At 30.4% G+C, this 12,924-nt stretch carries 11 protein-coding genes, 1 other RNA gene and 1 pseudogene; 7 read left to right on the top strand and 6 right to left on the bottom strand.

The annotated features are described in order from the left end of the window. The 3 genes and pseudogenes from Q8S45_RS04155 to Q8S45_RS04150 all read left to right on the top strand — a co-directional run. Positions 1-123 (top strand): annotated as a pseudogene (locus Q8S45_RS04155) (IS1595 family transposase); the annotation flags it as partial. Positions 124-136: 13 nt separating this feature from the next. Beyond that, positions 137-355 carry a DUF6702 family protein gene (locus tag Q8S45_RS13960; protein ID WP_371132979.1) on the top strand — a complete coding sequence of 73 codons (219 nt, stop codon included), beginning with the start codon at positions 137-139 and terminating at the stop codon, positions 353-355. Positions 356-418: 63 nt separating this feature from the next. Then, a complete protein-coding gene (locus Q8S45_RS04150; protein WP_305601493.1) occupies positions 419-2,689 on the top strand; it encodes a M1 family metallopeptidase in 2,271 nt (756 codons plus the stop codon). A gap of 98 nt (positions 2,690-2,787) precedes the next feature. Here the strand turns inward: Q8S45_RS04150 and tnpA are convergent, their stop codons facing one another. From tnpA to ffs, 4 genes are all read right to left on the bottom strand, one after another. Beyond that, complete coding sequence (gene tnpA / locus Q8S45_RS04145; RefSeq protein WP_305601491.1) at positions 2,788-3,240, bottom strand: IS200/IS605 family transposase; 453 nt, start codon at positions 3,238-3,240, stop codon at positions 2,788-2,790. 82 nt (positions 3,241-3,322) lie between these two features. Then, positions 3,323-3,976: a fructose-6-phosphate aldolase gene (gene fsa, locus Q8S45_RS04140; RefSeq protein WP_305601489.1), complete on the bottom strand. Its 654-nt coding sequence runs from the start codon at positions 3,974-3,976 to the stop codon at positions 3,323-3,325. A 95-nt stretch (positions 3,977-4,071) separates the two neighbouring features. Then, entirely contained in the window at positions 4,072-4,881 is an 810-nt protein-coding gene (locus Q8S45_RS04135; protein ID WP_305601487.1) for an SDR family oxidoreductase, read from the bottom strand. Positions 4,882-4,998: 117 nt separating this feature from the next. Then, an RNA gene (ffs, locus tag Q8S45_RS04130) (signal recognition particle sRNA small type) lies at positions 4,999-5,096 on the bottom strand. 172 nt (positions 5,097-5,268) lie between these two features. Here ffs and Q8S45_RS04125 point away from each other — a divergent pair. From Q8S45_RS04125 to Q8S45_RS04110, 4 genes are read left to right on the top strand one after another with little or no spacing between them, the layout of a single operon-like run. Next, positions 5,269-5,799 carry a DUF4199 domain-containing protein gene (locus Q8S45_RS04125; RefSeq protein ID WP_305601485.1) on the top strand — a complete coding sequence of 177 codons (531 nt, stop codon included), beginning with the start codon at positions 5,269-5,271 and terminating at the stop codon, positions 5,797-5,799. Between the two features lie 12 nt (positions 5,800-5,811). After that, positions 5,812-6,759 carry a glycosyltransferase family 2 protein gene (locus Q8S45_RS04120; protein ID WP_305601483.1) on the top strand — a complete coding sequence of 316 codons (948 nt, stop codon included), beginning with the start codon at positions 5,812-5,814 and terminating at the stop codon, positions 6,757-6,759. Between the two features lie 48 nt (positions 6,760-6,807). Further along, entirely contained in the window at positions 6,808-8,523 is a 1,716-nt protein-coding gene (locus Q8S45_RS04115; protein WP_305601481.1) for a phospho-sugar mutase, read from the top strand. Further along, positions 8,523-10,349, top strand: a complete 1,827-nt coding sequence (locus tag Q8S45_RS04110) for an ABC transporter ATP-binding protein (protein WP_305601479.1) — start codon at positions 8,523-8,525, stop codon at positions 10,347-10,349. The genes Q8S45_RS04115 and Q8S45_RS04110 overlap by 1 nt, the downstream gene beginning before the upstream one ends. A gap of 18 nt (positions 10,350-10,367) precedes the next feature. On the opposite strand, the gene Q8S45_RS04105 is transcribed toward Q8S45_RS04110, so the two are convergent. Next, positions 10,368-11,792 carry a CCA tRNA nucleotidyltransferase gene (locus Q8S45_RS04105; RefSeq protein ID WP_305601477.1) on the bottom strand — a complete coding sequence of 475 codons (1,425 nt, stop codon included), beginning with the start codon at positions 11,790-11,792 and terminating at the stop codon, positions 10,368-10,370. An 89-nt stretch (positions 11,793-11,881) separates the two neighbouring features. Continuing rightward, positions 11,882-12,919 carry a CDP-glycerol glycerophosphotransferase family protein gene (locus Q8S45_RS04100; RefSeq protein ID WP_305601475.1) on the bottom strand — a complete coding sequence of 346 codons (1,038 nt, stop codon included), beginning with the start codon at positions 12,917-12,919 and terminating at the stop codon, positions 11,882-11,884. Between the last annotated feature and the right edge of the window lie 5 nt (positions 12,920-12,924).

Raw genomic sequence — 12,924 nt, 5'->3', positions numbered from 1 at the left:
CATAAAATTAAAGGAAAATATCTTCAATTGTACCTAAATGAGTTCGTTTATAAGCTTAACAGAAGATATTTTGAAGAAAAATTATTCGATAGGCTAGTAATAGCAAGCATTACAGGGTTATGATAGAAAACGGACAATCAGTTTTAATTATATAGGAAAAGAGTATGAAGATGATTTGGTTCGATTTTATCTAGAAATTCCTTCAATTAATGATTTTAGTTCTTTTGAAATTTCAAATACTATTTTATTTTCAGAGTTAAAAGAACAAAAAAATATTATAAAAATTAAAATTGAAAAAGAATATAAAACAATGTACTTAGATAGAGAAAATACTAAAGGAATGTTAAAATTTTAACATAAATCAAATCTTCTTATATAAAATATTTACTTTAGTTAATTACAAACTAATTACTTTCCAATGAAAAAATTATACTTTTTAATTGTAACCGCAATTTTTGTGGCTTCACCATTGATTTCGCAAGAAAATGAAGTGAAAAAAGAAACACAAAAAGGCCATTATAATATTAGTAAATTTAAAGATTTAAACGAAGAATTACCAACTCCAAATAATCAACATACGGCTTCAGGAGCTCCTGGATATGAGTATTCTCATCAACAAGTTGATTACAAAATGAATATTATCTTAGATGAAAAAAAGGATCAACTATTTGGAGAAAGTACTATAACGTATCACAATAATTCTAAAGACAATTTAGAGTATTTATGGATTCAGCTAGATCAGAATATGAGCGCTCCTGATTCAAAAACTCCAGAAATAAGCGGTGGAGGGCCAGATGCTCTATATTCTCCTTCAAAATTCACAAAAAGTTTTATGGGAAAACCATTTCCAGGTGGATTTAATTTAGATTATGTAAAAGACGCACTTGGAAAAGATTTAAGCTATAAAATTAATAGCACCATGATGCGCATTGATTTACCAACACCGATAGCGGCAGGAGCAAAATTTGTATTTCAACTAAAATGGTGGTATAATATAAATAATTACATGACCGATGGAGGCAGATCAGGTTATGAAGCTTTTCCGGATGGAAATAATTTATATATAATTGCTCAGTTTTTCCCAAGATTGGCTGTTTATAACAATGTTGAAGGATGGCAAAATAGGCAATTTTGGGGGCGAAGTGAATTTGCACTAGAGTTCGGAAATTATGATGTAACTATTACCACACCAAAAGATCATATTTTAAATGGAACCGGAGAAATTCAAAATCCAAAAGATGTTTTTACAAATGCTCAATATAATAGATATTTAAATGCTAAAAAATCTTATGATAAACCAGTTTTTATTGTAACTCCAGAGGAAGCACTTGCTAGTGAAAAAGATAGGTCAACTGAAACTAAAACTTGGGTATTTAAAGCAACCAATGTACGCGATTTTGCATTTGCTACTTCTCGTAAATTAATTTGGGATGCCATGGCAGTTGATCTTAATGGTAAAACTGTAATGGCATATTCATTATATCCAAATGAAGGAAATCCACTTTGGGAAGAGCATTCAACTAGAGCAGTTGTTAATACATTAAAAATTTATTCTAAATATACATTTGATTATCCGTATCCTCATGCTACCTCAATAAATGCTGAAAGACAAGGAATGGAATACCCCATGATTTGTTGGAATTTTGGAAGACCCGACGTAGACGGAAAATATACTGAAAGAACTAAAAAGGGAATGATTGGAGTTATTATCCATGAAGTTGGTCATAATTATTTTCCAATGATTATTAATTCTGATGAACGCCAATGGACGTGGATGGATGAAGGTATCAATTCGTTTGTACAAATTTTAGCTGAACATAATTATGACCCAGAATTGTTTCCATTGACTAAATTTCCAAAAAACATTGTGGAATATATGTCTGGAGATCAAAGCCAACTTTCACCAATAATGACTCAAGGAGATCAAGTTTTTAATTTTGGCTCAAATGCCTATGCAAAACCGGCAGCAGGGTTATTCATATTAAGGCAAACCATTATGGGTCCCGATTTATTCGATGATGCATTTAGAACCTATGCCAAACGTTGGAAATTTAAACACCCAACACCAGCAGACTTTTTTAGAACTATGAAAGATGCTTCGGCAATGGATTTAGATTGGTTTTGGAGAGGATGGTTTTATACTACAGGAAATAACGACATTGGAATTAAAGCTGTAAAACGTTTTTATGTTACAGATAAGCCTAACAGCCGCGCAAAAAAAATGGCAGAACGTTATGGAATTACAGTCGATAAACTTCCGCCTTCGTTATATTTAATTTCTGAAGATAGTGATGAGTTTTCTGAAGATTTAAAAGCTTTAAATCCTGAAGATTATACACTTTTGAAAGATTATATTACCAAAAACTTGAGTGAAAGTGAACAAAAAGAATTAAAAACTCCCAAATATTTTTATGAATTAATATTTGAAAAACCAGGAGATTTAATAATGCCTTTAATTGTTGAAATTGAGTATGAAGACGGTACTAAAGAAAGAAAACAATATCCAGCCGAAATATGGAGGTTAAATGATAAAGAAGTATCTAAAGTTTTTCATTCAACAAAAGCAATTAATAAAATTGTTGTTGATCCAGATGAGCAAACAGCTGATGTTGATTTAACTAATAATAATTGGCCAAAAGAAACTGAAAATAAATTTGAAACCTTTAAAAAGAAACAAATAAAAGGATAAAAATTATTTAAAAATTAAAGAGGCTGGTCTAAAAATATTAAACGAGCCTCTTTTTTTTATTAATGAATAACCCCGAAGCAGAGCTTCGAGGTATCTTGTCACTCGAATAAACGTAATTGATTTCTGTGAAATTTTTTATAGTTAACTTTTTCATTGCCTTGTGAACTTATATATTTCTGAATAACTTCCTCATTAGCATACTGACCAACGGTATTTACATAATAACCACTACTCCAAAATTGACCTCCCCATAATTGATGCTTTACTTCTGGATGAAGTCTGAAAAGTTCTTTCGCTGTTATACTTTTTACGGTTTGGGCTATACTTTTTATTGATAACATCGGAACACTTTGTATCAAAAAATGAACATGATTTTCATCTGCTCCAATCTCAATAAAGAATATCTCAAATCGCAATTCAATGTTCTTACAAACCTCAACCAAACTTATTTCAACAGCATCGGTCAAAATACTTCGCCTATATTTTATCGGACAAACCAAATGATACAGCAACAAATTTTTATTAGGTCGCTTATAAATATGCTCGCTCATATGACAAATATAATATTTCTCCTTTCAACTAGCCAACCCCGAAGCAGAGTTTCGTGGAATTCTCTTGATTAAAAAATTTAAATTAATTTCCTTTCTTATAATCAGCTAAAAATTGAGCCAAGCCACTATCTGTTAATGGGTGTTTCAATAATCCTATAATTGAAGACAACGGACCAGTCATAACATCGGCACCTAATTTAGCACAATCAATAATATGCATGGTATGACGCACAGAAGCTGCTAAAATTTCAGTTTCAAATTCGTAATTATCATAAATAAGTCTTATTTCAGAAATCAAATGTAATCCGTCTGTTGAAATATCATCTAAACGGCCAATAAAAGGAGAAACATATGTAGCTCCCGCTTTTGCAGCTAATAAAGCTTGACCAGCTGAAAAAACTAAGGTCATGTTAGTTCTAATTCCATTATCCGAAAAATATTTACATGCCTTAATTCCATCTGCAATCATTGGTAATTTTACAACAATTTGAGGATGTAAAGCAGCTAACGCCTCTCCTTCTCTAACCATTCCTTCAAAATCCGTTGCAATAACTTCGGCACTTACATCTCCGTCAACAATATTGCAAATATCAACATAATGCTTCAAAATATTATTTGCGCCAGTTATACCTTCTTTTGCCATTAACGAAGGATTTGTAGTAACTCCGTCTAAAACTCCTAGTGCTTGAGCCTCTCTAATTTGGTCTAAATTTGCAGTATCTATAAAAAATTTCATAATATTATTGTCGGTTAAATTTTTAAAGTGCAAATATAGGTTTTAATATAAAAAGATGCATATGGAAAACACTAATTTAATTTGAACTTTAACCTTTACCTTTTAATTTTATAATGCTTCATTAATAAATTTTCATACATTGTATCTGGTAATAACCTTTTAAGAATTATTGAAAACTTTTGCATAAAACTTCCTACTTTATAATGAATTTTTGGTTTTGGCGTTTGAATAATTTTAAAAATGGCTTCTGCCATTTGTATTGGATTACTTCCATTATTAACATGAGCATCCATTAAATTTAAATTATTTTGATAGTTTTTTTTGTAGTCTGATTCTTCAAAAACAGGAGTGTGGTATCTTCCAGAAGCAATATTTGTAGCAAAATCGCCAGGAGCCACATTAGTTACTTCAATACCAAATTCTCGAACCTCCATTCTTAATGCTTCAGTCACTAATTCTAAAGCACCTTTTGTTGCAGAATAAATTCCTCTATAGGGTAAACCCATATAACCTGCAATTGATGTAATATTTATAATTAATCCGCTTTTTTGAGTTCTCATTTGTGGTAAAACAGCTTTCATCACTTCAATAGCGCCAAAAAAATTAGTTTCAAAAACATTTCTCATTTCTTCAGTAGGAGTTTCTTCGATAGGTCCCGTAATTCCCCTTCCAGCATTATTAATAAGAATATCTAATTTCCCTTCATTTAAAATAATTTTGTTTACTGCATTTACAATACTTTCAACATTATTAACATCTAAAGAAACCAATTTAAACGGATGATTTTTGTAGTTCTCCACATTTCTACTTGTGCCATAAACTACAAATCCATTATTTACTAAAAATTCACCTACAGATTTGCCAATACCAGAAGATCCACCTGTAATTAAAACGACTTTTGACATAGTGTTTGAAAGTTTGAATTTGTAAAGTTAAAAAGTTAAATTTAAAATTCAATTTAAAAAAAACTTTTTAAAAAGTTCTTTCCTTTAGAAGTAATTTAGGATAGGTGCATTAAAAAAAAATGGCAAGCTACCTACATCACACCGCTCAACTAATTACCTTTGCTGCGTTCCCGCCCTGGAGGGTTCAAAAGGAGCTGGTTGTGTAGGACTTGCCGAAGCAAATTTACAATCAATTTTTAGTTTTACAATGTTTTTTTATAAATTTATGTAACATTATTAATCTATTATAAACTAATTACTTATTAAAATTAATTATTAAAATAACCTTTTGACAATAGAAACTAAACGCCTTTTAGTATCTTTGTTAATCAAAAACTAACATCAATCATGGAAAACCAAACGAACACCTCAAAACAAGTAATGATAAACTACGGTTTAATGCTTGGATTTGCATCAATTTTATTTCATGTAGTATTATATGCTATGGGTAAAATATACGATCCACACTGGTCTGTAGCTATTATTGGAATTACATTATCAATTGTTTTTATAGTTTTAGGAATAAAACTTGTAAAGGAAACCAATGAAGGAATTTTATCATTGGGTGAGGCCATTAAAATAGGTCTTGGAATATCTTTAATTTCGGCCATTGTCTATATTATTTACCTTGCCGTTTTCACCAGCTTTATTGAACCAGAATATTTTACCAGAATGGCAGAGGTTCAACATCAAAAAATGCTAGAAAATTATCCACAAATGTCTGATGAACAGCTAGACGCTGCAAATGCTATGACAGAGAAAATGTCTGGTCTAGGTATGACTGTTGCATTTACTTTAATTGGAAGTTTGTTTATTGGATTTATCATTTCTCTAATTGCAGGATTAATCATGAAAAAAACAGTTGAAGACAACGAATAACAATTCATAAATATGGATATATCAGTAGTAATTCCACTACTTAATGAAGACGAATCTATACAAGAATTACACGATTGGATTGCAAAAGTTATGCAGTCCAATCGTTATTCTTATGAAATACTTTTTATTGATGATGGTAGTACAGATAATTCTTGGGAGCTAATAGAAAAATTAGCACAAATATACCCTACGGTAAAAGGAATTCGCTTTCAACGAAACTATGGTAAATCACAAGCCTTAAATGCTGGTTTTAAAGAAGTTAAAGGAGATGTTGTAATTACTATGGATTCTGATTTACAAGATAGTCCTGATGAAATTCCAGAACTTTATAATTTAGTTATTAATGAAGGTTTCGATTTAGTTTCAGGTTGGAAGAAGAAGCGTTACGATTCAAAAATAAGAAAAAATATTCCATCAAAATTGTTTAATGCCGCAGCTCGCAAAACGTCAGGTTTAAAATTGCACGACTTTAATTGTGGATTAAAAGCTTATAAAAATAATGTTGTAAAAAACATTGATGTAAGTGGTGAAATGCACAGATATATACCTGTTCTAGCAAAAAACGCTGGTTTTAATAAAATTGGTGAAAAAGTTGTTTCTCATCAAGCAAGAAAATATGGTGTTACAAAATTTGGAATCGACCGTTTTATCAATGGTTTTTTAGATTTAATAACCATTTGGTTTTTATCAAAATTTGGTAAAAGACCCATGCATTTATTCGGTCTATTAGGAACTATTGTGTTTTTAATCGGTTTTGCATTTGCCGTATATTTAGGCATCGATAAGCTCTTTTTTAATCCAACAGGTAGATTAATAACGGATAGACCTCAATTTTATATCTCACTTATTACCATGGTTATTGGAACTCAGTTTTTTTTAGCTGGTTTTTTAGGAGAAATTATATTAAAAACAAAATCAGATACCAAACGATATTCCATTTCGAATAAAGTTAATTTATAGTCCTCATAATTGTGGAATTTTAATTCAAATATTTATTAAACAAAACATATGTCAACAATTTTAGAAAAAGCTACGCTTTGGCTTACGGATACTTTTGATAAAGAGACTAAACGTGAAGTTCAAAACCTTATCGATGCAAATACAGAACAATTGATCGAAAGTTTTTACAAAGATTTAGAATTTGGTACTGGTGGTATGCGCGGTGTTATGGGTGCAGGAACTAACAGAGTTAACAAATACACCTTAGGAAAAGCAACACAAGGGTTGTCAAACTATTTGAGAAAAACGTTTCCAGAAAAAAAACTAAAAGTTGCCATTGCTTTTGATTGCAGGCATAACAGCCAATTATTTGCAAAATTAGTGGCTGATGTATTTTCAGCAAATAAAATAAAAGTATATTTATTTGAAGATTTGCGTCCAACTCCAGAGCTTTCTTTTGCTGTAAAACATTTAGGTTGTGATGCAGGGATTGTTTTAACAGCTTCTCATAATCCTCCAGAATATAATGGTTATAAGGTGTATTGGAATGATGGAGGTCAAATTGTTCCTCCAGACGATGAAAATATTATTAATGAAGTAACAAGTTTAGATTTTTCCGAAATAAATTTCAATTCAAATGAAGATTTAATTGAAATAATAGGGGAAAAAGTTGATGAAGCATTTATTGATGCTTCTGTAAAAAATGGAACTTTTGATATTTCTGGACGAGAAAATTTAAAAATAGTTTTCACCTCGCTACATGGAACTTCAATAAAATCGATTCCATTTGCTTTTAAAAAAGCTGGGTATACCAATGTACATATTGTCGAAGAGCAGCGTGAACCAAATGGAGATTTTCCAACAGTAGTTTCACCAAATCCTGAAGAACCCGCAGCCTTAAAAATGGCTACAGAATTAGCAAATAAAATTGGTTCCGATATTTTAATTGGAACTGATCCAGATAGTGACCGACTAGGTATTGCAGTAAGAGATAATGAGGGAAATATGAAGTTGTTAAATGGAAATCAAACCATGTGTTTAATGACTGATTTCCTAATAAAAAATTGGAAAAAAGAAGGTAAATTAAACGGTAAACAATTTGTGGGTTCTACTATAGTTTCAACAAATTTAGTTAACGAAATTGCTGCTCGATACGAAGTTGAAACTAAGGTTGGTTTAACTGGTTTTAAATGGATTGCCAAAATGATTCGCGATGCTGAAGGAAAACAAGATTTTATTGGAGGTGGTGAAGAAAGTTTTGGGTATATGGTTGGAGATTTTGTGAGAGATAAGGATGCTGTGACAGCTACCCTACTTGCTTGTGAGATTGCTGCAAACGCAAAATATAAAGGAAGTTCTATGTATAATGAGTTATTACAAATTTATATGGACAATCATTTTTATAAAGAACATCTAATTTCATTGGTTAAAAAAGGAATGGATGGCGCAGACCAAATCAAACAAATGATGGTAGATTTACGTAAAAATCCAGTTTCGGAGATTGACGGGTCTAAAGTGAAGTTTTTGTTTGATTATGAAACCTCAACTAAAAAAAATCTTATGACTGGTAGGGTTGAAACAATTGACCTGCATAAGTCAAATGTACTAATTTATGAAACTGAAGATGGTACAAAAATAGCTGCAAGACCAAGTGGAACAGAACCTAAAATAAAATTCTATTTTAGTGTTAAATCTAAATTAGATTCAATAGAAAATGCTAAAAAAGTTGAAGTAAAATTGGATGCAAAAATCCAACGAATAATTAAAGAATTGAAATTAACTTAATGAACTATTTTAGAAAAATTTTAAAATACGCCAAACCATATTCCAAATTTGCTTGGTTTAATGTGTTATTTAATATTTTATTTGCCATTTTTAATGTGCTAACAATTGTTGCCTTTATTCCTGTTTTAAACATTCTGTTTAAACAAGAAAACAAAGTAAGTGAAAAACCTATTTATGATGGATTCTTTTCTCTGGGAGACTATGCTCAAGATAGTTTTTACTATTTTATTTCTTACAAAATAGAAACAGAAGGCGCTGTTAATACACTAGTTTTTGTTTGTGGGTTAACCTTATTTTTGTTTTTCTTTAAAAATCTATTTAGATACTTAGCTTCCTTTTCTTTGGCCTTTTTAAGAAATGGCGTAGTAAAGGATTTAAGAGATAGTATTTACCATAAAATAGTGGAATTACCATTGGCTTATTTTTCTAAAAAAAAGAAAGGAGATCTTATTTCTAGAATGACATCTGATGTTCAAGAAATTGAACATTCTTTTTTAACTTCATTAGAAGCAGTTGTTAGCGAGCCTCTTACCATCATCATTTCATTAACCATAATGTTAATAATAAGTCCAAAATTAACATTATTTGTATTTATTTTATTACCAATTTCTGGGTTTATTATTTCTACATTAAGTAAAAAATTAAAAGCTCAATCTTTAAAGGCACAGCATGAGACCGGAAATTTTTTATCGTTTATTGAAGAAACCTTAACAGGTTTACGCGTTATTAAAGGGTTTAACGCAGAAAATAAAATTGAACAAAAATTTAGAGAATCTACACATAAATTTAGAGTTTTAATGACGAGCGTTTTACACCGTAAAACATTGGCTTCACCTATGAGTGAGTTTTTAGGCTCAACCACAATTATCATCATTTTATGGTATGGTGGAAAATTAGTTTTAGGTGATTCAGGCGATTTAAAACCTGAGCAATTTTTAACATATATCGGGTTATTTTATTTAATTCTAAATCCTGTAAAATCACTAACAACAGCATTTTATAATATTCAAAAAGGAAATGCATCAGCAGAGAGAATCTTGAGTATTTTAGAAACCGAAAATACCATTATAGATAAACCAAATGCATTAGATAAAGAAACTTTTACCACTGAAATTTCATTTGAAAATATTTCTTTTAAATACAAAGATGAATACGTGTTAAAGAATTTTTCGTTAAAATTGGTGAAAGGTCAGACTGTTGCACTTGTTGGTCAATCTGGTAGTGGAAAATCTACCTTAGCAAACCTAATTACTCGTTTTTATGATGTAAATAAAGGTGTTGTAAAAATCGATGGTATTGACATTAAAGATTTAAAACAAAAATCGCTTCGTGGATTAATGGGGATTGTTACGCAAGAATCTATTTTATTTAATGACACGGTTAAAAACAATATAAGCCTTGGAGTTGACAGCGCTACTTATGAACAAGTATTAGAAGCCTCAACCATTGCAAATGCTTATGAATTTATAAAAGACTTACCTCAACAGTTTGATACAAATATTGGCGATAGCGGAAATACACTTTCTGGCGGTCAAAAACAACGATTAAGTATAGCTCGTGCAGTACTTAAAAATCCACCTATAATGGTTTTAGATGAAGCCACATCTGCTTTAGATACCGAAAGTGAACAATTGGTACAATTAGCCCTAGAAAAAATGATGGAAAATAGAACATCATTGGTTATTGCTCATCGATTATCAACCATTCAAAAAGCTGATATAATTGTAGTTATGAAAAAAGGAGAAATTGTAGAACAAGGTAAACACGATGAACTATTGGCAAATAAAGGTGAGTATTATAAATTAGTTACGATGCAATCTTTTTAGATAATAGATAATTATCAATTATTTTTTCAAACCTAATTTTGCACCTTTTTTAAGCATAAAGTCATATGCTTCTTGGTAATCATTTGCAATTTCACCTTCCAAAATAGCTTCTTTAATAGCATCTTTTATTTGCCCAATTTCTCTACAAGGTTTTAAATTATAGGTTTCCATAATAAGCTCTCCAGAAATTGGAGGTTGAAAATTACGAATGTGATCACGCTCTTCAACTTCTTTAATTTTATCTCTTACAATGGTAAAATTGTGATGGTATTTATTAAAACGTGAAGGGTTTTTAGTTGTAATGTCTGCTTCACACAAAGTCATTAAACTTTCAATATCATCTCCAGAATCAAAAACCAAACGTCTAACAGCTGAGTCTGTTACTTCAGTTGCCAACACAATTGGTCGTGAACTTAACAATACCATTTTTTGAACAAACTTCATTTTAATGTTCATTGGTAAACGCAACCGTTTAAATAACTTAAACACCATTTTTGAACCAACAAATTCGTGACCATGAAATGTCCATCCCAATGTTTTATGAAATTTTTTGGTTGGTGCCTTTCCAATATCGTGTAAAAGTGCCGCCCAACGCAACCATAGATCGGATGTATTTTTGGCAATATTATCAACTACCTCAAAAGTATGGTAAAAATTATCCTTATGTTTTTGTCCTTCAACTTCCTCAACACCTTTTAGATCTGTAATTTCCGATAAAAAACGGACTAAAAGATTGGTTTCATTTAAAAGTAACAAGCCAACTGAAGGCACTGGTGAACTCATAATTTTATTGAATTCATCCATAATTCGTTCAATAGTAATGATGTCTAATCTTTCAGCATTTTTCGAAATTGCTTCCAAAGAATTGTTTTCAATAGAAAAACCAAATTGAGTTGCAAACCTAATAGCACGCATCATACGCAATGGATCATCCGAATAAGTAATATCTGGATTTAATGGCGTTTTTATAATTTTATTTTCTAAATCTTTTATGCCATTGAAAGGATCTAGAAGTGTCCCGAAATCAGATTTATTTAGGCTTAACGCCAAGGCATTTATTGTGAAATCTCTTCTATTTTGATCATCATCTAGTGTTCCATCTTCAACAACAGGATTTCTACTATCCTCGTGATATGATTCTTTTCGTGCGCCAACAAATTCAATTTCATAGTCTCCAAAACGGAGCATTGCTGTTCCATACGTCTTAAAAACTTGTACTTTGGGTTTATGTGGCATAAGTGCCGCAACAGCTTCTGCTAACTCTATTCCGCTTCCAATTGCAACAATATCAATATCTTTTGGCGCTCCTCTTTTTAAAAAATAATCACGTACAAAACCACCTATAACATAGGTTTCTACATTTAAACCAGATGCTGCTTTAGAAATATATTCAAAAACTGAATTTGTTAATGCGTCTTTATAAACGTTTTTACTGTAAGGCATAGTTATTGTAAATAATGTGCAAATTTATACTTTAGAAAGGGCAATACAAATTGAAACAAGCTTTATTTAATTTGAATATTCGTAACAATTTAATATTTTCCAAATATTTTATTGATTTTTAAACGACGTAAAAATGATAAATTTCTTTTTTCTGGTACTCCATTTTTTGCAATAAAATTTGAAACAGCTTCAACCATTCTTAACGTAGAATTTCCGTCGTAATAAGGATGATATTCTTGAACAATAGTTGCTCTTTGAGATTTAAACACATCGTTGGTTAAATTGTCTTCTATTTTTAATGTCAAATTAATATAATTTGTAGCATTATCCCAAGCTATATTTTCTGAACTACTTTTAAAAGTAATTACAGGTTTGTCTAATAATAAAAACTCGTAAACAACTGAAGACGTGTCGCTTATTAAAATATCCGCCATCAATAAAAACTTGATAATGTTTCGTTCTTTTTCAAATATAATATTTTGAGTTTCGTTGGCTAATTTTTTATAGGCTTCAATTAAAGGATTCGACATTAAATCATGAAACTTTACCAAAATTAAGTAATCCTTATTATTTGCAAGTTTTTTAAACTCGTCAATTAAAAAAGAAGCTGAAGTCAATTTTGGAGAAAATGTTGGCGCATATAACACTATTTTTTTCGCCTGGTATTTTTGTAATAATTCCTTTTTATTTGTATCATATTTATGCAATTCTTTTCCATAAATATCCAATTTTGACCAACCAGTTTCAATAACTTCAAAGTTTTTGTGTTTATTTTTTAACTCTAAAAACTTTTTTGTAAAATAAGGACCTTGTGTTAAGTACAAATCGAAGTAATGTCTAATTCTAAAATGTCCTTTCTTTTCACCAGCTAAACCGTGAAATACTTGCACTTTTAATCCTCTTAAATAATGAGGAACTTCATTTCCAGGCACAAAAATAGAATCACTATTAAATGCTATAACCTCCTTCATACTTGATGTAAAAGGTTCTTTTTTGAAAGGAAATTTGTCTTTTAAGTTAGGTGTTACAAACCATAAATATTGATGGCCTTTCTCTTTTAAAACCATCATAATTGGTTCTAAAATTCCAAAAGCATACGGATTTTGACAAAATAATACTGTTTTCAAAGCCT

The sequence above is a fragment of the Lutibacter sp. genome, from assembly GCF_030692605.1.
GTDB lineage: Bacteria > Bacteroidota > Bacteroidia > Flavobacteriales > Flavobacteriaceae > Lutibacter.
Note: the sequence above shows the minus strand (reverse complement) of the source record. Positions and strands in the feature narration are given on the sequence as shown.